At 44.3% G+C, this 20,082-nt stretch carries 17 protein-coding genes; 4 read left to right on the top strand and 13 right to left on the bottom strand.

Annotated features, from left to right (window positions below):
- Window positions 1-8 precede the first annotated feature (8 nt).
- Window positions 9-584, bottom strand: coding sequence for an HAD family hydrolase (locus GPUN_RS00210; RefSeq protein WP_006002189.1), 576 nt, complete (start codon window positions 582-584; stop codon window positions 9-11).
- A 291-nt stretch (window positions 585-875) separates the two neighbouring features.
- Between GPUN_RS00210 and GPUN_RS00215 the strand changes: the two genes are divergently transcribed.
- Window positions 876-1,163, top strand: coding sequence for a YebG family protein (locus GPUN_RS00215; RefSeq protein WP_006002190.1), 288 nt, complete (start codon window positions 876-878; stop codon window positions 1,161-1,163).
- Between the two features lie 119 nt (window positions 1,164-1,282).
- On the opposite strand, the gene tldD is transcribed toward GPUN_RS00215, so the two are convergent.
- The 8 genes from tldD to GPUN_RS14095 form a co-directional block, all read right to left on the bottom strand.
- Window positions 1,283-2,728: a metalloprotease TldD gene (gene tldD / locus GPUN_RS00220; protein ID WP_006002192.1), complete on the bottom strand. Its 1,446-nt coding sequence runs from the start codon at window positions 2,726-2,728 to the stop codon at window positions 1,283-1,285.
- Window positions 2,729-2,910: 182 nt separating this feature from the next.
- On the bottom strand, window positions 2,911-6,816 hold the full coding sequence (locus GPUN_RS00225) for a YhdP family protein (RefSeq protein ID WP_006002194.1): 3,906 nt from the start codon (window positions 6,814-6,816) through the stop codon (window positions 2,911-2,913).
- Complete coding sequence (gene rng, locus GPUN_RS00230) at window positions 6,816-8,282, bottom strand: ribonuclease G (RefSeq protein ID WP_006002196.1); 1,467 nt, start codon at window positions 8,280-8,282, stop codon at window positions 6,816-6,818. Before rng ends, GPUN_RS00225 begins: the two co-directional genes overlap by 1 nt.
- A gap of 5 nt (window positions 8,283-8,287) precedes the next feature.
- Window positions 8,288-8,860, bottom strand: a complete 573-nt coding sequence (locus GPUN_RS00235; protein WP_040519844.1) for a Maf family protein — start codon at window positions 8,858-8,860, stop codon at window positions 8,288-8,290.
- Window positions 8,861-9,337, bottom strand: coding sequence for a rod shape-determining protein MreD (gene mreD, locus GPUN_RS00240; protein WP_006002201.1), 477 nt, complete (start codon window positions 9,335-9,337; stop codon window positions 8,861-8,863). It abuts the gene before it with no gap.
- The gene (gene mreC, locus GPUN_RS00245) at window positions 9,338-10,213 is read right to left on the bottom strand and encodes a rod shape-determining protein MreC (protein WP_006002204.1); all 876 of its coding nucleotides are present in this window, start codon (window positions 10,211-10,213) and stop codon (window positions 9,338-9,340) included.
- An 11-nt stretch (window positions 10,214-10,224) separates the two neighbouring features.
- The gene (locus tag GPUN_RS00250) at window positions 10,225-11,268 is read right to left on the bottom strand and encodes a rod shape-determining protein (RefSeq protein ID WP_006002206.1); all 1,044 of its coding nucleotides are present in this window, start codon (window positions 11,266-11,268) and stop codon (window positions 10,225-10,227) included.
- A 181-nt stretch (window positions 11,269-11,449) separates the two neighbouring features.
- On the bottom strand, window positions 11,450-11,764 hold the full coding sequence (locus GPUN_RS14095; protein WP_006002208.1) for a hypothetical protein: 315 nt from the start codon (window positions 11,762-11,764) through the stop codon (window positions 11,450-11,452).
- A gap of 250 nt (window positions 11,765-12,014) precedes the next feature.
- Between GPUN_RS14095 and GPUN_RS00260 the strand changes: the two genes are divergently transcribed.
- Window positions 12,015-12,587, top strand: a complete 573-nt coding sequence (locus GPUN_RS00260; protein WP_006002210.1) for a hypothetical protein — start codon at window positions 12,015-12,017, stop codon at window positions 12,585-12,587.
- A 221-nt stretch (window positions 12,588-12,808) separates the two neighbouring features.
- Here the strand turns inward: GPUN_RS00260 and ssb are convergent, their stop codons facing one another.
- Together ssb and GPUN_RS00270 are read right to left on the bottom strand one after the other, a co-directional pair.
- Window positions 12,809-13,390: a single-stranded DNA-binding protein gene (gene ssb / locus GPUN_RS00265; protein WP_006002213.1), complete on the bottom strand. Its 582-nt coding sequence runs from the start codon at window positions 13,388-13,390 to the stop codon at window positions 12,809-12,811.
- 24 nt (window positions 13,391-13,414) lie between these two features.
- The gene (locus tag GPUN_RS00270) at window positions 13,415-14,791 is read right to left on the bottom strand and encodes an MFS transporter (protein WP_006002215.1); all 1,377 of its coding nucleotides are present in this window, start codon (window positions 14,789-14,791) and stop codon (window positions 13,415-13,417) included.
- A gap of 198 nt (window positions 14,792-14,989) precedes the next feature.
- Here GPUN_RS00270 and GPUN_RS00275 point away from each other — a divergent pair, with 198 nt between their 5' ends.
- Both GPUN_RS00275 and uvrA read left to right on the top strand, forming a co-directional pair.
- The gene (locus tag GPUN_RS00275) at window positions 14,990-15,463 is read left to right on the top strand and encodes a LabA-like NYN domain-containing protein (RefSeq protein WP_006002218.1); all 474 of its coding nucleotides are present in this window, start codon (window positions 14,990-14,992) and stop codon (window positions 15,461-15,463) included.
- A gap of 108 nt (window positions 15,464-15,571) precedes the next feature.
- Window positions 15,572-18,412: an excinuclease ABC subunit UvrA gene (gene uvrA / locus GPUN_RS00280; protein ID WP_006002221.1), complete on the top strand. Its 2,841-nt coding sequence runs from the start codon at window positions 15,572-15,574 to the stop codon at window positions 18,410-18,412.
- 74 nt (window positions 18,413-18,486) lie between these two features.
- On the opposite strand, the gene ppa is transcribed toward uvrA, so the two are convergent.
- A complete protein-coding gene (ppa, locus tag GPUN_RS00285; RefSeq protein ID WP_006002223.1) occupies window positions 18,487-19,023 on the bottom strand; it encodes an inorganic diphosphatase in 537 nt (178 codons plus the stop codon).
- 75 nt (window positions 19,024-19,098) lie between these two features.
- Window positions 19,099-20,067: a class 1 fructose-bisphosphatase gene (locus tag GPUN_RS00290; protein WP_006002225.1), complete on the bottom strand. Its 969-nt coding sequence runs from the start codon at window positions 20,065-20,067 to the stop codon at window positions 19,099-19,101.
- Between the last annotated feature and the right edge of the window lie 15 nt (window positions 20,068-20,082).

The raw sequence follows: 20,082 nt of genomic DNA on the forward strand, positions 1-20,082 counted from the left end.
AAGCTAGGTTAATCCTGCTGTGCAGCAATATAACGTAGATTCTTACCGTAGTCATATAAATGTTCATTGCTTTCTTGCTTATATAACCAAGCCTGCATATTAGCGTTGTGAGCGGCTTGAATATCATAAATGTAGTCGCCTATGTAGGCAATATCAGGCGGCGCGATTTGCCAGTTCTTGGCAATGCTGAGAAGGCCAGTAGGGTCGGGCTTCGCGGGTGCGTCATCTCGTGTGAGTACTATATCGATGGGAATATTGTTATTAGCAATTTTAATTTGTGTCGCTAGCTGGCAGTTACGAGTGACTATCGCTAGAGGCAGGCCCGTTGCCCTAGCCTGATTGACAAAGGTTAACGCGCCCGGCAGCCAGACAGAGGTATGCGCGTCTTGTATTTCATGGTCCAAAACTATTTGATTTGCACTAGCACGCTCTATGGGGCAATCAATGCGTGCGATATAGCTCAAAATATCATCTTCTTTAGTGCAACCAATCTCTGCTTTTAAGGTGACAAAATCCAAGCTGGTTTTGACTAAGGTATCGTCCAAATCAAAGATAATGGCCCTCACATTTGAAAAATTAAACATGCTGCTTATCCTTAGGCCTGAAAATTACTGACGTCGACCAATGCCAATTTAAATAAACTGTTTATTTATACAGTATAAAACGTTATATTAGTCAAGCAGGGTGGTTTTTAATCCAGTGTGAGCATAACATGCTTTGCTAATAGCGCTGTGAACAACTTTATACAGAACGCTTTTAGCTCAGAGTATTATTTACAAACGCTTAATAAGAAAACCTGATACGGTATTTAAACATTCATCAGGTAATTTAAGACCACAAATTTTTCAACAACTCATCAACCATTGGAGTGCAACATGGCAGTCATTACGCAATATGTAGTGCAACATAAGGGAGTCGACAAATTGGTCACCACCGACAAAAAAGAAGCCGATCAATACGATAAAATGCTAGAAGTCGCCGACAATCTTACCGCCTATATTCAAGCAAAAGGAGTAAAACTTAGCGAGGAACTCGCAGAAGAGTTAGGTATATTATTGGCAAAAAACAAAGAGTCAGTCAGCAAGATCTTTAAAGGCACTTCAGCAGACAGCTTGCTAGAGCAAGAAAACGCTGAAGTGATAGAGTTGAAAAAGGCAAAGTAATGTTTATTTTACCTAATTAGGCTTATAAGAAGGTCAGTACTTACCTTCAGTATCATGCTCTTTAAGCCTGTCACTCATAATGTCATCATCCGTAAGTATCGCTTAGCTGTTATACTCAGTTAAGCGGTCCCGCCTACCGTCATTTGATCTACTTTAAGGGTAGGTTGGCCCACACCAACAGGCACAGATTGACCATCCTTACCACATACGCCAACGCCCGCATCTAAGGCTAAGTCGTTCCCTATCATAGAAATCTTTTGCATCGACTCGGGGCCGTTACCAATCAGCGTTGCTCCCTTAATAGCGTGAGTAATTTTACCCTTTTCAATAAGGTAGGCTTCTGAGGTTGAAAACACGAATTTGCCCGAGGTAATATCTACTTGTCCACCACCAAAATTAGGCGCGTAAATACCTTTATCCACTGACCCAATAATGTCCTGTGGTGAATGTTCACCGCCCAGCATGTAGGTATTGGTCATACGCGGCATAGGCAGGTGCGCATATGATTCTCGACGCCCATTCCCCGTGGGCTTTACACCCATTAGGCCAGCATTGTGCTTGTCTTGCATATAACCAGTCAGTATGCCGTCTTCAATGAGTACGTTACGCTGAGTAGGCGTACCTTCATCGTCTATTGACAGTGAACCACGGCGGTCGTCCATAGTACCATCATCAATTACGGTTACGCCACGTGATGCTACTTGCTTGCCCATACGGCCACTGAAAGTAGATGCGCCTTTTCGATTAAAATCACCCTCTAGTCCATGCCCTACCGCTTCATGCAGCAGCACGCCAGGCCAACCACTGCCTAGTACGACCGGCATCGCGCCAGCAGGTGCTGCAATAGCGTTAAGGTTAACGCGCGCCATGTGTATCGCTTGATCAGCGATTTGCTCATACCGCAGTTGCCCCGATTCAATGGTTTGTTCAAAAAAATCATAGGTTCTGCGTCCGCCAGCACCAGAGCTTCCACGCTCTCGTTTTCCATCTTTTTCTAGCAACACTGAGCAATTTAAGCGAATAAGGGGACGAATGTCGGTAGCGAATGTGCCATCAGTAGCGGCGATTAATATCTCTTCGTACACGCCGGTTAAACTAACGCTAACTTGACTAGCCTCTGGTGCTTTAAGGCGAGTGTAACTGTCCACCCTTTTAAGTATGTCAACTTTGTCGGCGTCGGTCATTTTCAGCAGCGGATTACTGCTAGTATAAAGCGCCTTATTACTTGAGCTTGTGAACCCCGTTACCGATACTTTGCGACCACTTTTGGCAATGCTACGTGAGGCTTTACAGGCTTCTTGCAGCGCTTTTAGGCTAATTTCATCTGAATATGCGAAACCCGTTTGTTCGCCAGTAATAGCGCGTACACCAACGCCTCGTTCAATATTATAGCTGCCGTCTTTTATAATTCCATCTTCTAACACCCAGCTTTCATGCTGAGATAACTGAAAATATAGATCGGCAAAGTCAATTTTGTAATCTAGAATAAGGTCTAACAACTGCGTGAGGTTTTGTTGGTCAAGCCCAGATTGGCTTAATAAATTATCGACAACATTAGGATTCAATAGCGTATCTCTCTTTATGATGGAGCCCCATAGGGTTTTGCGAGCGCTTCATTGCATGTTTCATTACGTTCTTATAGCGATAATGCAGATGCTACTACAAAACACGCCATTTCGATACCGCAGTGCTTTAATAGACATAGCAAGTGGGTGTAAAAGTATTGAGTAGTCAACACCCCCCTTGTTCAGCCGCCTTGCTCTTGTAAGTCGGTCAGACCTTCGTTGGTAGGCGGTGCAAAAGGAGGCAAGTTGCCACTAGGAATAGCCTCTATTTTGGCCGGTAATTCAACCTCAGTGCTTTGTCTGCCCGTTTCAACCAATATCGGTTGAGAAATTGTGCCCGTTATTGAATAATTAATATTAGAAATAACTTTGGCAGATGTCAGCACTTGGTCAAGTGCTAACGCGGCTAGCGCTGTAGGTGGACTAACCGTAAAAAAATAAACCAGCACCGGCAGATTCCCCGTTACATTAGGCGCGAAACTAACATTGTAGTTGAGTACTTGGGTGGTTAAATTAGTGTTGCCATATATTTCAATTTCGCCTGCTGCGCCGTCTATGAAGGTGTCACGCGTGTCTGCTATGCCTTGGGCAATTTGAATGGAGCCTTTCATGTTGTCGTAAAAAAAACCTCTGGCAAAGACATCTCGAAAATCTAAGGACAGTTTCCTGACTAAGGAGTTTAAGCTCAACAAGGTAAAAATGCGCGAGCCTTGATCACTCAACTCGGTCAGTGAGCCATCGCTCAAGGACCAGTCAAGTTGACCATCAAGATTGGCAAAGGCAATATCCATCGGTGAATCTTTCCACGTCAATGCAAATGACATATTCGCAGAGGAGTCTTTAATACCGGCATCAAATCCAAGCTTACTTACAAATGCGCCGAAGTCCTTACTCGTGACATCGCCTGCGATAAAGGTGTAATGATCTTGATTGCGTTTGTACCACTGACCCGACGTGTTTACAGAGCCAAATTCATTGTTAAACTTAAGTGAGCTTATTTTCAACCCTTTGCTGTTAGGGGCCGCTGAAAAAGCTATTTCGCCAAAATTTATGCCCTTGATATCGCAGGCTTTGCAAGTAAAATTTATACGGGGCAAAGACTGTGGCTCAAGCTTGAACTGATCAATCACTGTGTCTTGTTCATCCAAACCTTCTACTTCAATTTCTTCATTTTTTATGCTCGCTTTTGCAATGCGAACATATTCGGCATCAACCACAAGACCTTTGTCATCACGATCATCGAATAAGCTAACGTTAGCCTTAAGCTCGTTGGCATCCACATCGAAAGACCATTGGTCTGTAAGGCGTCTTATATTTATATTCGCGTTGCTTAGTATCTCTCCTGCAACAATTAATTTGGCTGTATTAATGAAAATACGCTCAGGGACCCCTAGTAAATTTATTTTTTGAGGGTCAACACCACTCGTTAATGTGTTTATGAAGGGATACCAATCCTGCGCAATTATGCGATCTAGATTGGCAGTAATACTAAAGCCAAGGCCACGATTACCTTCGGGTACTGATCCTAAGGATAAATGTGCACGGTTAAACTGCTTTTCTTGATGTGCAAGTGCCCCGTCAAAATAAGCAATATCGCCCAGGCTAAGGGTAATGCTCGACGCTATACGATCTCCACTTGCGTTAAGTATTAAGGGTAAATTCCGTTGCGCTGTTTTAGCAAAGGGCTTAGGTAACTTTGCTTCAATGCCAACTAAGCTGCTGGTAAGCTTAGCGTCATAAGTGAAATTCTTTGCCATAAGATCAAGACCAAGATTGAATTGCCAATCGCTACGCCCATCGAATAAGGCGGCAAGCTCTGCATTTATGTTTTGAGCCAGCAGCGACGCCTGCCAGTTACCAGTCATATCAGCGCTGAGAGAATATTTGTCTTTTGATTGTTTTCCGCTAATATCAATGCTAACAGCTTGATCAAACAATGTTGCCTTCATGGCGTCAATACGGATGGTTTCGTTATCAAAACTTAACAGGCCTTTGGTATTATTAAAAGCAAGATTGATGGCGGGAATAGAAACCTTATTGTTGTCTAAATACACCTCTCCCTTCACGCGGGTTTTAGTCCCATCGTTTAAGGGGATATACAAGGCTAACTGTGTGCTTAGGTCGCCATCAACTAACACATCTTTGTGTAGCAGTTGACCTAAGCTCGCGGCAAGGGAGCTTTGCAACATAAGACTGGTAATATCGGCGCTGCTGGCCGCTCCGTCAGCAATAATCGTGAGCAGCGCATTGGCATCTAGCGCATCAATATTGGCCTGCAAGTTCGTTAAGGCGACTTTGTCTAATAATCCCCTTTGACCTTTCATGTTTAGGCTTTTATTTTCAAACAGTAAATCAATGTCTAGCTTAGTCAGTGCAGGCCAACCCTTGGAAAAAGAAAAGTCGGCTTGCTCTATTGCCACCGAACTTTGAAATACGCCGGAATTATCAGTAAATGGAAAGTTGGATAAGGCTCCATGCCAAATTATGTCGGCATCGTTTGCCTTACCCTTGCCCACAAAGGCATTTTGCAAAAAACGGCGCGTTCCATCGCCCATTAAGTGCTTAGGCAGCAAACCTGGTATTTTAGCAAGCGCAAAAGGCTCTACGTCAATCGCCAGCGATAAAAATTTATTGGCAGATGCGTACTGCGTGTTAACCAGCAGTGCTAATCCATCAACTAGCGCTGTACCGTCTTTTATGGCTAAGCTTATAGCGCCTTGGTCTTTGACTAGATTGATAAGCAAAGGTAGCTTAAGTGCTTTTACGGGCACCGACCGCGAAAAATAATACTGTGAAGCAAGCAAGGAATCCTGGCTACTAAGCGCTACTTTTCCGCTTTTACCTTGCCAAAAAATAGAGGCCTGTAAATTGTTAAAGCCCGGTAGCTTATTATACTCTTGCCAGTGCATATCTTGAATCTCGGCTTGTAAACTCAAGCCACTTTGATCAACTAAAGCACTCAGCTCAAACAGAGTAGCGTCGGCATCGGCCTTTACAAGTGTCTCGCCTAAAGCGCTAGAAAACAGACTCGTCAGCGGCAGTAAAGGTTTCAAAGACAGCGCTTGTTCTAAGCGAAAAACCGCGCCTTGCTGCGGTGAAAAGTGGCCATGTATGTCGCTTTTAAAATCATTGCCTTGAGTTTGAATATGCAAGTCAGCGATGGAAAAATCCCATTTTTCTTCATCTTTTATTCCAGCAAAACGCGCGTTAATGCTGTTGCTTAAAGTCGATTCTTTAGTGACCCATTCAAAGGTGGTGGGTAATATCTGTCCGTCAATTCTTTGTAATTCGCCATTTTTGATGTTAGCCCACACTTCCAAATTGCCTTTACTCGAGACCAGCTTACCTTCTAAGCCCGTAAATTCGTTTATCCATGAAGATAAGTTTATATCTTGAGCCTTGGCAAATAGTGTGCCGCTGTAGCTATCTACATTGCCATATAAATCGAGTATGAAACGTGCACTGTTGCTAGAAAAATCCTGCAAAGTAAATTCGCCCACGCCTTGATGCCGATTGTCTTGGTTAAGCCAAGACAATTTTGTAATATCAATGACTTGATTATTTTCTTGGCTTATGAGGCTTAAGCGGCTATTTGATACTTCAAAGCTACTTAACTGCTCAAGAAAAATGTTCTCAAGTGCCGCTATAATAGGAAAGTCTGAATTAGCCGTCTTCATGCGAGTGAGATCAATATCTAAGGCTAGTTCGTTGAGTGAAACCTTATTGCTTTGCACTTTACCAGACACAATAGACGCCCAAAAATCGACTTTTAAAAACACTTCTTCGATATTCAGGACCAAAGGGGATTGGTCACCATTTTTAATGCTGACATTGCGCAAAACGATGGCTGGACCGTCGTTTTGCCAACTAGCAAATAACTCGCCTATGGCTAGCTCTATTGAATATTCACGGCTAATGTAGTTTTCAAGGTATTCTTTATTATCGTTTAAAAAAGGCAGCGAATAGCGCAGCAAGCTCATAATTAAGGCAAGTAGCACCAGAGCAATGGCAAATAAGGTCCATAGCTTTTTTAGCATGAAGGTCGCGCCAGCGCCTAGTTTACTGCCCCAACTGGCTTTTGTTATCATTACATCATTACAACGTCAAACTTGTCTTGATGGTAAAGCGGCTCGTTAAGTACCTTAATTTGTTTCCCAACAAATGCCTCCAGTTCGGCCAAAATATCTGACTCTTCTCCAAGCAAAGCTTCTGCCACAATTGCAGACGCATAAATCACAAATTTGTCAGCGCTGTAAGCCTTATTCACCCTGACTATTTCACGCGTAATTTCAAAACAAATAGTCTCTATGGTTTTTATACTGCCGCGCCCTTTGCAAGCGGGGCATTCACCGCATAGTAAATGTTCAAGAGACTCACGCGTGCGCTTGCGCGTCATTTCAATCAGTCCAAGCGCCGTGAAGCCGTAGATATTCGATTTAGCTCTGTCTTTTGCTATGCTAATTTCTAATGAATGTAAGACTCGCTTTTTGTGATCTGGTTCCATCATATCGATAAAATCGATGAGGATCATGCCGCCTAAATTACGCAATCGAAGCTGACGCGCAATCACCGACGTCGCCTCTATATTGGTGTTGAAAATAGTTTCTTCTAAGTTACGATGCCCTACAAAAGCCCCTGTATTTATGTCGATGGTGGTCATTGCTTCGGTTTGGTCTATAATTAAGTAGCCGCCCGATTTTAAGTCTACCCGCCGGCCTAAGGCACGCTGAAGCTCGTTTTCAACATCGTACAAATCAAATATTGGCAGGTCACCTTGATAGTATTCAAGCTTGTCGAACACCTCTGGCACATATTCTTTGGTAAATGTTCTAAGCTCAGTGTAAGTCAGTTTTGAGTCTACCCTTACCCGATCAATTTTTGACCCGACGAAGTCACGCAGTACACGCCGCGCTACGGGCAAATCCTCATATAGCATATGAATTTTAGTGCCGGGCTTGCGCGACTGAATTTTTTCCCATAAGGCGCGTAAAAAGCTTGCATCTTGAATTAGCTCTTGTGCCTCTGCGCCCTCTGCTGCGGTGCGCAATATAAAACCGCCGTTTTCGTCACACAAGCCTGACACTATAGCGCTTAATCGCTCTCTTTCTGCGCTGTCCTCGATTTTTTGGGAAATGCCCACGTGCGTCACCGACGGCATGAACACTAAATATCGTGACGGTATGGTAATATCGGTGGTGAGTCTTGCGCCTTTTGTACCGATTGGGTCTTTCACCACTTGCACAACAATGATTTGTCCCTCGCGCACCAGCATACGAATATCTTTTCTATCAAATTGGGAAGCGTTCACCTCTTCGGCAAGTTCATCGTATACCGCAATGTCGGAGGCGTGTAAGAAAGCCGCTTTGTCTAAGCCTATATCGACAAAGGCTGCCTGCATGCCCGGCAACACTCTGATTACTTTGGCTTTATAGATGTTGCCAACTAAGCCTTTTTTCGTATGTCTTTCTATGTGAATTTCTTGCAGAATTGAATTTTCAATTAACGCAACGCGCGACTCGGAAGGGGTAACATTAATTAGTAGTTCTGCGCTCATGAGATTTACTCGCTGACTTGTGTTAAAAGTTCTTTGGTTTCATAAATAGGAATACCGATAACCGCGCTAATACTGCCGCTTATAGATTTCACATATTTGCCACCAATGCCTTGGATAGCATAGCCACCGGCTTTATCATGTGGCTCGCCTGTTTGCCAATAGCTAAGTGCGCTTTGACTAGATATTTCACCCATGTTCACATGGGTGATGAGCACCTTATTTAACGTACGCATGCTAACGGTATTAATGACAGCTACGCCAGTATAAACTTGATGCTGGGTATTACTTAACAATGTCATCATGCGCCTAAAATCGGTAAGGTCGTAAGGCTTTCCTAAAATAGTATCGCCGACGCTAATCACCGTATCTGAGCCAATCACTAAAGACCTAGGATGACGCTTTGCCACGCTCTGGGCCTTGCTCAGCGCAAGGCGCAGAACTAGATCGTGCGGACTTTCATGGGGAGACGGCGTTTCGTCTATGTCGGCGCTGTCAAAACTCAACTCAGGCGCAATATAAGCCACCAGCTCTCTACGCCTAGGAGATGCTGATGCTAACACAACCGGCAAACAATACATTTAGGTAACCCGAAGGTTGCGTCGAAATTTTCGTAACAGCCAGAAAAGCCATGGCCAGAGGATCATAGACGCCAAACATGGCCACATAAACACCCAGCTAAATTCAATACCGGTGATTAAATACACCAACCAGTACACAATCAGGTGATATAACGCCGACAGTACAAGCACCATTACTGCTTGCTGAGGCATAGAGTAATTACGTAAACGCTGATAATTAGCCGACATTAGATAAACCGGAACCGCTAAAGCAAAGCTGTGAACGCCTAAAGCCGTGCCATATAAAATATCAAGAATAAGCCCTGCAATACCGGCAACTCCTACATTTACCCTATTTGGCAGCGCCATTGCCCAATACAATAGAATAAGCAAAAGCCAGTCAGGACGGTATAAATCCATTGGCGGCGGCATCGGAATAATCTGCAGGATAACACCCATTATAATGCTGATAAAAATAAAGGATTTATTGGCGCGCATTTAAGAGCCCTCTCGCGTTAATTCGTCGCTAGGACTTAATGCGTCTACCGGCGCTATGTCGGGAGGCCATAGTAGCAATAAATATTTAATACGGTCTAATTGAGCTGAAGGCTTTGCCGTAATACTGGCAAAAGGTAAACTCTCGTCTCGCACAATATTAATAATGGTGGCCACCGGGTAACCGGCAGGGAAAATGTTGCCTAAACCTGACGATATTAATAAATCGCCCTCTTGGATATCACCGCTGTGGACAACGTGGTTGAGGCTTAGCTCGTTTAAGCTGCCACTGCCGCTGGCAATCATGCGAATATTATTACGACTTATGCGCACCGGAATAGCGTGCGTTATATCAGATATGAGTAACACCCGCGAGTTGGTGGTACCAACTTCAACAATCTGCCCCACAACACCCGTGTCATCTAGCACCGGCTGGCCCTCGTAAACACCGTGAATAGCACCTTTGTTAATCACTATTTGATGGCTATACGGATTATTGTCTACCGCCATTAACTCCGCAATCATCCTATACATACCTTCGCGCACGGGGGCATCGAGTAACTCTCGCAAGTTATTATTCTCGTCTTCAAGCACAACAAAACGCTGAAGTTTTTCATTCATGAGAGTAATCTGATTAGTCAGACGTGAGTTCTCTTCAAGCATTTTTTGACGAGAATTAAAGCGAGAGGCGCTCCAATCAAGGAGCCCTCCGGGTAAATCGGCAATGTACTGCAGCGGACTCACCAAAGAAGTAAGGTAGGTGCGCAGAGTTGACAAATTATCCACTTTGGTGTCGATCACCATAGCCCCAACGCTTAGCATGAGCACTATACATAAGCGTGTTAGTAAGGAAGGGCCGCGGGCGAATACTTCATTCATATAGGCGTGGCCTACTCGTAGCTAAACAAGTCGCCGCCGTGCATGTCGATCATATCGAAGGCTTTACCGCCGCCGCGCGCTACACAGGTGAGCGGATCGTCTGCAATAACCACCGGAATGCCAGTTTCTTCCATTAGCAAACGGTCAATGTCTTTTAACAAAGCGCCACCGCCAGTGAGAACCATGCCGCGTTCAGAAATATCTGACGCGAGTTCGGGCGGAGACTGCTCCAACGCCACCATAACCGCGCTAACTATACCGGAAAGTGGTTCTTGCAGGGCTTCCAAAATTTCATTGCTGTTAAGGGTGAAACCACGCGGTACTCCTTCGGCTAGATTACGTCCCCGCACTTCAATTTCTTTTACATCTTCCCCTGGATAGGCCGTGCCAATTTCATGTTTTATACGCTCTGCGGTGGCTTCACCAATTAATGAACCAAAGTTACGACGAATATAATTAATGATGGCTTCGTCGAATTTGTCACCGCCAATACGCACTGAAGACGAATATACCACGCCGTTTAAAGAAATGATCGCCACTTCGGTGGTACCGCCGCCAATATCAACCACCATGGAACCAGTCGCTTCAGAAACCGGCAGACCAGCCCCTATCGCGGCAGCCATGGGCTCGTCTATGAGGAATACTTCACGTGCGCCTGCACCTAGGGCTGATTCACGAATAGCACGACGCTCAACTTGGGTAGATCCACACGGCACGCACACCAGCACGCGAGGTGAGGGGCGCAAAAAGTTGTTATCGTGGACTTGTCTAATAAAATGTTGAAGCATTTTTTCAGTCACATAGAAGTCGGCAATTACACCGTCTTTCAAGGGCCGAATGGCTTTTATATTACCCGGGGTTCGGCCCAGCATCTGTTTTGCTTCATGTCCAACAGCCGCGAGACTTTTAGGCCCAGCATGGCGCTCTTGTCGAATGGCGACAACCGAAGGCTCGTTAAGCACTATTCCTTTGTCTTTAATATAAATAAGGGTGTTTGCGGTACCGAGGTCGATAGCCAAGTCGTTTGAGAACATGCCTCGAAGCTTTTTGAACATGGGGTGCCTTTATTATTATAATGTGAATAAACGGTACTATTGTAACCTAAGTCTTTTCATTTCCATAGCGTTGGGCTTAAGTAAATACCGAAGACAAAGGAATTTTGAAGGTATACGAGATGACTTCGCTAGCAAGCAGTAAAGACGCATTAATGTTGACAGAGCATAGCACTACACATTTTTACAAAATGATTTTGAGTATCGCATAAACCGACAAGGTTCTGCTCACGACATTAACGCTTGTTTCACAAAAACCGGTGCTGGAAAATCTGAAGTATTGTCGGTTTACGCCATTAAACGAAATAGTTTGCGTGGTGCGTGTGGCTGCATCCCTGCGCCCGTTTAGGCGTGTGACATTGCTAAAACTGAGCGCGCTTGAAGCCGTTGTATTAGAGCTTAGTGCGGCTAAATTCAAAGGGAAGCTTGTTGTGGTTGAATTACCAGTAATGAAATCGATAAAATTGGGGGTAAGGAAAATGTTGTTGGGAATACACATTACAAAACTTGTTCTTCCAATATGTTTGGTAATTGGTATGTTCGTGAAGATTTTATTACTTCCCCCTAATATTGATTAAACTATGAAACCTAACAAAACAATAAACATCGTTCGCTTTGCTTTCTGTGAAAAAAACTCGCGCTCGCTCTTCTTTTCACGTTATTATAGGCGTTATATTTCAGAGTCACTCCACCGATAAGCGGGGCACTCTTTAAAGTTTTGGAATTCAATTAAAAAGAGGACTACTAATATGCGCTCTGTTTGTTACTTTTATTTTGCCATTTTTTTATTATTCACGTGCGAACTTGCAAACGCAGAAGATGAATCTATACGTCATAATGAATTGCAAAAATCTGAAAGTCTGATTGATGCCTTTTATTCATTTGAAAAAGATCGACTAGAAGCCGAGTTAACATTTGCACAAGGTTCGATTCCCTATGTCCTATTTTATCAAGGGTGGGCAGAAGGCGGTAATTACAAAATTATAAAACGTCAGCCATGTTTAGCAAAGAAGTTAGAGATTATAAGTTGCTCTATAAAAGTTCAAGATGATCTTATGCTTGCTTTAGGTATTGATTTCAATGTTACAGATACCTTCAAAATTAAATTCTCTGGTTCGAAAATTATTTCAGTAGAAACAAGCTCTAATGACTTGGAGGTTTTTTGGCAGGCGAGAGAATGGGTTAAGATAAAAAACCCAGAATTAATTGAAGTCCCATGTATAGGAATTTGGAATGGTGGCCCAACGCCCGGGAAATGCGTACGTGCAATGGTTGAAGGTTATACTCTTTTCGCCAAGAGTGATGATTTTCCAAAACAATAACGTGTAGCGGTGTTAAGTTATTATCCATACAAGCCACTCAAGCAGGACTTTTGACAGTTGGTTAGTTTCCGCTTCGCTTCACATTTTAACCAACAATTAAAAGCCTCTTTTAATGTACAAAAAAACCCCTTTTTTTTATCAATCCTAGCTGTAGGCTAGTAAAAATAAAGAACAAAGGGGTTTTAAATAATCTTACCCTACTAATCTAAGTTTCTTTCAAATTAAAACGGGATATCGTCATCAAAATCTATATCTGGCTCAGACATTTTAGGTGCCTGCTGGGGCGCTTGCTGGGGCTTTTGTGGGTTTTGCTTATATCCACCTTGACCGCCGCCCGAGTTTTGCTGATCATTACTTTGATCGTAGCTGTCTTGACCGCCACTGCTTTGCTGCGCCGGACGCTGCTGGTAGCCGCCGCCTTGTGCGTTTTGACCGCCGCCTTGGTTACCCCCACCGCCACCGCCGCCGCCGCCACCCATCATTTGCATGTTGTCAGCAATGATTTCAGTTGTATAACGGTCGTTACCCTGCTGGTCTTGCCATTTGCGGGTTTGTAGTTTTCCTTCAACGAATATTTGTGAACCCTTCTTTAAATATTCACCGGCAACTTCAGCTAAACGGCGGTACATGGTTACTTTGTGCCATTCTGTGCGTTCTTGCTGCGCGCCTTGCTGATCTTTCCAGCTTTCACTGGTGGCAATGCTCAAATTAGCCACTGCGTTTCCGTTTGGCATGTAGCGTATTTCAGGATCGTTACCTAAGTTACCTACAATGATGACTTTGTTTACACCTCGTGAGGCCATGATGTTTCCTTTATTAATCTGGTTTTAAATCTGTGCTTTAATATGCGCGTTAGCTACGTCCATTTCAAATATTTTAGCGTCTACTTTCAAATACATAGCATTTTCTTCAGGGTCGGCTAGTACTTCTTGCACGCCTGCCATGCTGTTAATTTTGTCGCGTAAAAGCTGCAGGCTTTGCGCGTCTTTATGTCTATTTTCGAGCCTTAGTGTGACGCGCTGTACTTGCAGCGTGCTAGAAGCTAGGCCTGAGGCTATTAAGCTTAACAAAAAGATAACGACTAAGCACATAATAAAGGTATATTCAGGTGAGAAATAGCTGTTCAAAAGGCCTGAAAGTACACCGCCTAAAAACGCCCCTAAAAACTGATGGCTCGCATAAATACCCATGGCACTGCCTTTGCTGCCAGCGGGGGATATTGAAGACACCATTGCCGGCATTTTTGCCTCTAAAAAATTAAAGCCGGTAAAGAACAATATTCCCGCCATCGCGATGCCAGACCAGCTAGGCGAAAGAATGAGTAACAAAGCAAATGCACTGGCCATAAACAACAGCGCTACCCTAAAACTGATACTAACGGGCAGTTTACCAGCCATTTTTATCAAGCCTATAAGGCCTATTACCGAGGCAAACAGTACCAAAGAATAAAGCGCCCAATGCTCGCTTAAGGGCACATTTATGCTAATTAACATAACTGGCACCTGCACAAAAAAGCAGGTAATTAGCAAATGCACCACTAATACCGACCAGTTTAGCCGCCATAAATGAGGATGCTTAAATAAACTACCCAGCAGCTTTGTCTTTGGTAGCGCATCGCCCGACGGCGCCTGATAGGCCTTATTGTCGATGCCTAGGCGCACCAGTGGAATACACAACAGAGAAAATACAGCAGTAATCAAAAAAATGCCCTGCAGACCAAAGCTCGCCGCAATCACAGGACCTAGTAACAAAGCAATGTAAAAAGAAAACCCAATTGAAATACCAATTAAAGCCATTACCTTAGTACGCTGTGATTCACGCGTAACATCGGTAGCCAAGGCCATTATAGCGCCGGCAATAGCACCACTACCCTGTATTATTCGGCCAATAGTGAGTAACCACATACTGTCTGCCAAGCCCGCTATTAATGAACCAATAGCGAATAAAACGAGCCCAATATAAATAATGGGCTTACGTCCCCACTTGTCCGAGAGCAGGCCCATTGGGATTTGAAAAATAGCCTGTGTTAGTCCGTAGCCGCCTATGGCTAAACCAACCCACAGCGGCGAATAGTCGGGGTATTCTTGCGCGGCTACTGCAATAACCGGAATTACCATGAACAGACCAAGCATACGTAACACGTAGACCGAGGCTAAACTTATGCCAGCCTGCCATTCAGATTTAGTCAGTGAATTTGCTTCCATTTAGCGCAAAAGCTTCCTATGTGATCAAAAGATTGTGTAACAATGTGTCACCATATATGGTAGACCTTTGTGGTGCATATTAATAGTATTGCACGCATACTGGCAAGCTAGTAAATGTAAAGCACACAGACATGGCACCCTTAGTTCACTAATTACAGTTAGTATGTCAAAGCCCCACATCAATGAGGAACCTATCCATTGCACAAAATAGCGATTTTTGCCGATGTTCAAAACATTTACTACACCACCCGCGACACCTTTAACCGGCCATTTAACTACCGCGCTTTTATGCACGAGCTGAGTTTACATAATGACATTGTATCGGCCTATGCCTATGCTATTGACCGAGGCGATCCCCAACAAATGAAATTTCAAAGTGCGCTGAAACATATAGGCTTTGAGGTAAAACTCAAGCCGTTTATTCAGCGTAGCGATGGCTCAGCCAAAGGCGACTGGGATGTTGGCATAACCATTGATGTGTTAGAACAAGCCCCACACGTTGACGAAGTTATATTGTTATCAGGCGACGGCGACTTTGCTATTTTACTAGACACCATTACTCGCAAGTATGGCTGTAAAACCTCGGTATACGGTGTATTAAACCTTAGCGCCAACGCACTCATACAAAGCGCGACTCAATTTATAGATATCAATAAAAAGTGGTTACTGTAACCAAAGTGTACACTTTGTTTAGATGAAGGATGTTTAACAAAAGCATCATTTTTAAGAAAGCTGTGACATAATATTTGACTACTTTAGAAAGGTGTATTTTTAGCAAACATGGATTACATAGAAGTTCGCGGTGCGCGCACGCACAACCTCAAGAATATCGACATAACCCTTCCTCGCAATAAACTCGTTGTCATTACAGGCTTATCAGGATCGGGAAAATCTTCTCTAGCGTTTGACACTTTATATGCAGAAGGTCAGCGCCGTTATGTTGAGAGTCTTTCGGCCTATGCTAGGCAGTTTTTGTCCATGATGGAAAAACCCGATGTCGATCACATTGAAGGTTTATCTCCCGCTATTTCGATAGAACAAAAGTCTACTTCGCATAACCCTCGTTCAACCGTGGGCACTATTACCGAAATTTATGATTATTTACGCTTGATGTTTGCTCGCGTTGGCACACCGCGTTGCCCCGAGCATAAAGTGGCTTTAGATGCACAAACAATCAGTCAAATGGTCGACAAGGTGCTGACCTTTAAAGAAGGCACCAAGTTAATGTTACTTGCACCGGTAGTGCAAGAGCGAAAAGGTGAACATACAAAAACCCTAGAAAGTTTAAGCGCACAAGGCTTCATTCGCGCCCGTATCGACGGCGAAGTATGTGATTTATCCGATCCTCCCGACCTAGATTTGCGCAAAAAACATACTATCGAAGTCGTTGTAGACCGTTTCAAAGTACGTGACGATCTACAACTGCGTTTAACTGAGTCTTTTGAAACCGCATTAGCGCTATCCGCAGGCACGGTAAAAGTGGTTTACATGGATGACAAGGATCAAGACGAGATTGTGTTTTCGGCTAATTTTGCCTGCTCACACTGCGGCTACAGTATTTCTGAGCTAGAGCCTCGGATCTTCTCATTTAACAATCCCGCAGGAGCGTGTCAAACCTGCGATGGTTTGGGCACAAAACAGTTTTTCGATTCACATCGAGTTGTGTCAAACAGCGAGCTGAGTTTGTCGGGCGGTGCTATTCGTGGTTGGGACAAGCGCAGCTATTACTATTTTCAAATGCTGATGTCGGTAGCCGAGCATTTCAGTTTTGACTTAAAAATACCTTTTAAAGATTTAGATAAATCTGCCAGAGACATTGTGCTAAACGGCTCAAAAGGCGAATCAATCACCTTTAAATATATAAATGAACGCGGCGACATTATGGAGCGCAAGCATCCGTTTGAGGGGATAATCCCTAATATGGAGCGCCGATATAAAGAAACCGAGTCAAACACCGTGCGCGAAGAACTCGCTAAGTACATGAGCCACCAGCACTGCACTGCCTGCTCAGGCTCGCGTTTGCGTTTAGAAGCGCGCAACGTATTTATACAAGAAACGAACTTGCCTGCCATCGCTAACATGTCGATTGAAGAAGCATTTAACTTTTTCCGCGACCTTAAACTAAGCGGTCAGCGCGCCGCTATTGCTGATAAAATTCTAAAAGAAATTATGGATAGACTTAATTTCTTAATTAACGTGGGCCTTAATTACTTGTCGCTTGAACGCAGCGCCGACACTTTGTCAGGCGGCGAAGCCCAGCGTATTCGTCTGGCTAGCCAAATAGGAGCTGGACTTGTAGGGGTTATGTACGTGCTTGACGAACCTTCAATTGGTTTGCACCAGCGCGACAACGAGCGCTTGCTCAAAACACTTCGCCACCTGCGCGACTTAGGCAACACCGTAATAGTGGTAGAGCACGATGAAGACGCCATCAAAGAAGCCGACTACATCGTAGATATTGGCCCTGGCGCTGGCATACACGGCGGTGAAATAATCGCACAAGGCAGCTTGCAAGACATTATGTCGTGCCCTGAATCACTCACGGGGAAATATCTTGCAGGCATCGAACGGATAGAAATACCAAAAGTACGCACGTCCACCGCAGACAAACATTGGTTAGAGCTAAAAGGGGCCACTGGCAACAACTTACGTAATGTAGATCTTAAAATACCCACTGGCTTGCTGACTTGTATCACCGGCGTCTCGGGCTCGGGTAAATCAACTTTAATAAACGACACTTTTTATCGCATTGCCCAGCGCGAACTTAATCGCGCCACGGTGAATGAGCCCGCGCCGTATAAGTCAATGACGGGCTTAGAACATCTTGACAAAGTGGTCGACATTAATCAGGGTCCAATCGGCCGAACGCCGCGTTCAAATCCAGCAACCTATGCGGGTTTATTTACGCCTATTCGTGAAATATTCTCAGGCACACAAGAGGCGCGCTCACGTGGCTACAAGCCCGGCCGCTTTAGTTTCAACGTAAAAGGCGGACGCTGTGAAGCCTGCCAAGGAGATGGCTTAATAAAGGTTGAGATGCACTTTTTACCCGACGTATATGTGCCGTGCGACGTCTGCAAATGCAAGCGTTATAACCGAGAAACGCTCGAAATACGGTTTAAGAATAAGAATATCCATGAAGTGCTCGACATGACGGTTGAAGACGCGCATGCGTTTTTTGAAAAGATCCCTTCAATCGCCCGCAAACTTCGTACCTTGATGGATGTAGGGCTTTCTTATATACGCTTAGGTCAATCGGCTACTACGCTTTCAGGCGGAGAAGCGCAGCGCGTTAAGTTAGCCAAAGAGCTATCAAAACGTGACACCGGCCAAACGCTTTATATTTTAGATGAACCCACCACCGGCCTGCATTTTCACGATATAAAGCAGCTGCTGCAGGTACTGCATAGGCTAAGAGATCATGGCAACACGGTTGTGGTTATTGAGCACAATTTAGACGTTGTAAAAACAGCAGACTGGGTCATAGACTTAGGTCCTGAAGGCGGTTCAGGCGGCGGCCAAATTATTGCACAAGGTACGCCAGAAAGCGTAGCGAAGAGTAAAAAATCGTATACGGGCGGTTTTTTAGCGCCAATGCTTAAGGCAAAGCGTCCTGCATAGGGTGCTAAGCGTGCATAGTTAATAAAGCCCGCGAGGCGGGCTTTTTTAAACTAATATAGAAGTGCTTAAGCCTACTATTTTGCATCTTTTTGGTAGCGTTCAGCGCTTGACACAAGTTCAGCTTTGGCGGCATCTATACCTGCCCAGCCTTCAATTTTGACCCACTTGCCTTTTTCCAAATCTTTGTAATGCGAGAAGAAATGCTCAATCTGGTTTTTAGTGATTTCAGGCACATCGTCAATATCTTTGATGTCTGAGTAAATTTTAGATAGCTTATCTACCGGCACCGCAATTATTTTAGCGTCTATGCCCGACTCATCAGTCATGTTTAATACGCCTACAGGACGTACTTTAATGACCGAACCTGCAATAAGAGGATGCGGCGTCATGACGAGTACATCAACTGCGTCACCGTCGTCAGACAAAGTGTTGTTTACATAGCCATAGTTAAGTGGATACTGCATGCAGGTACCCATAAAACGATCGACAAACAAAGCACCTGTGTCTTTGTCTACTTCATATTTTATAGGAGCCGAATATGCGGGTATTTCGATGATCACTAATACTTCATCAGGCAAGTTCTCACCAGCCGGTACGTTGTTCAAACTCATTTTTTTTCCTTTGTGTAATACTCAATTAATAATGTATATAGCCAACTACCATGAGTAGCCAGCCTTGCTGCTTGGCTACTTGAAACGCGCCACGCAGTTCTCAACTTCTTCTTTAGACCCAATAATAACGGGAACGCGCTGGTGAATTTCCTCAGGCATTACATCCATAATACGGCCACTACCGGTAGAGGCTAAACCGCCGGCTTGCTCTACCAAAAACGCCATGGGATTTGCTTCGTACAATAAACGTAATTTACCTGGCATTTGTGGATTGCGCTTATCAAAAGGGTACATGAAAATACCGCCGCGGCAAAGCACCCGATGAACGTCGCCTACCATGGCAGCAACCCAGCGCATATTGTAATCTTTTTCACGCGGCCCTTCGCTACCGGCTAATAATTCACTTACGTAGCTTTGAATGGGCTCTTGCCAATGGCGTTGGTTAGACGTGTTGATAGAAAATTCACTGGTTTGCACAGGTATTTTCACATTAGGATGCGTGAGTAGAAAGCCGCCGTGAGTTTTATCTAGGGTATATAAATGCGTACCGCGACCGGTTGTCATGGCTAACATAGTAGAGGGGCCATATAGCACATAACCCGCTGCAACCATTTGCGTTCCCGGCTGCAAGAATGCCGAAGGGTCGTCGGCTTCCATCCACTGCGGGGCATGCGCGATTGAAAATATAGTGCCAATAAGACTATTAATTTCAGTGTTTGACGAGCCATCTAGAGGGTCAAAGCTAACTAAGTAGTTACCGTTAGGTGAACAGGGCACCACGCTTTCTTCTTCTTCAGAAGAAATAGCCTTTACGTAACCCGACTCTGACAATATGTCTTTTAATATCTGGTTAGAAATAACGTCTAGTTTCTTTTGTGTTTCACCCTGCACGTTTTCGCTTAAGGTTGACCCTAACACACCCGCAAGCGCGCCCTGACTCACTCGAAAAGAAATTTCTTTACAGGCAGCTAGCAGCGTGCGAATAAGTAATACTAATTCCAGCGGCGCACCGTCATGCTGTAATTGCGAATTGAGTCGTTTCATTAGTAAACGTTTCCT

Origin of the sequence: Glaciecola punicea ACAM 611 (assembly GCF_000252165.1) — a bacterium.
In the GTDB taxonomy this organism is placed as follows: Bacteria; Pseudomonadota; Gammaproteobacteria; order Enterobacterales; family Alteromonadaceae; genus Glaciecola; species Glaciecola punicea.

What these genes read in the sequence shown, in the direction of transcription:
- GPUN_RS00260 (WP_006002210.1), top strand. Translation starts at nt 12,015, where the DNA reads ATGCGCTCTGTTTGTTACTTTTATTTTGCCATTTTTTTATTATTCACG.
- mreC (WP_006002204.1), bottom strand. Translation starts at nt 10,213, where the DNA reads ATGAATGAAGTATTCGCCCGCGGCCCTTCCTTACTAACACGCTTATGT.
- ssb (WP_006002213.1), bottom strand. Translation starts at nt 13,390, where the DNA reads ATGGCCTCACGAGGTGTAAACAAAGTCATCATTGTAGGTAACTTAGGT.
- GPUN_RS00270 (WP_006002215.1), bottom strand. Translation starts at nt 14,791, where the DNA reads ATGGAAGCAAATTCACTGACTAAATCTGAATGGCAGGCTGGCATAAGT.
- mreD (WP_006002201.1), bottom strand. Translation starts at nt 9,337, where the DNA reads ATGCGCGCCAATAAATCCTTTATTTTTATCAGCATTATAATGGGTGTT.
- GPUN_RS00235 (WP_040519844.1), bottom strand. Translation starts at nt 8,860, where the DNA reads ATGTATTGTTTGCCGGTTGTGTTAGCATCAGCATCTCCTAGGCGTAGA.
- GPUN_RS00210 (WP_006002189.1), bottom strand. Translation starts at nt 584, where the DNA reads ATGTTTAATTTTTCAAATGTGAGGGCCATTATCTTTGATTTGGACGAT.
- GPUN_RS00290 (WP_006002225.1), bottom strand. Translation starts at nt 20,067, where the DNA reads ATGAAACGACTCAATTCGCAATTACAGCATGACGGTGCGCCGCTGGAA.
- GPUN_RS00250 (WP_006002206.1), bottom strand. Translation starts at nt 11,268, where the DNA reads ATGTTCAAAAAGCTTCGAGGCATGTTCTCAAACGACTTGGCTATCGAC.
- ppa (WP_006002223.1), bottom strand. Translation starts at nt 19,023, where the DNA reads ATGAGTTTGAACAACGTACCGGCTGGTGAGAACTTGCCTGATGAAGTA.
- GPUN_RS14095 (WP_006002208.1), bottom strand. Translation starts at nt 11,764, where the DNA reads ATGTGTATTCCCAACAACATTTTCCTTACCCCCAATTTTATCGATTTC.
- uvrA (WP_006002221.1), top strand. Translation starts at nt 15,572, where the DNA reads ATGGATTACATAGAAGTTCGCGGTGCGCGCACGCACAACCTCAAGAAT.
- GPUN_RS00225 (WP_006002194.1), bottom strand. Translation starts at nt 6,816, where the DNA reads ATGATAACAAAAGCCAGTTGGGGCAGTAAACTAGGCGCTGGCGCGACC.
- rng (WP_006002196.1), bottom strand. Translation starts at nt 8,282, where the DNA reads ATGAGCGCAGAACTACTAATTAATGTTACCCCTTCCGAGTCGCGCGTT.
- GPUN_RS00215 (WP_006002190.1), top strand. Translation starts at nt 876, where the DNA reads ATGGCAGTCATTACGCAATATGTAGTGCAACATAAGGGAGTCGACAAA.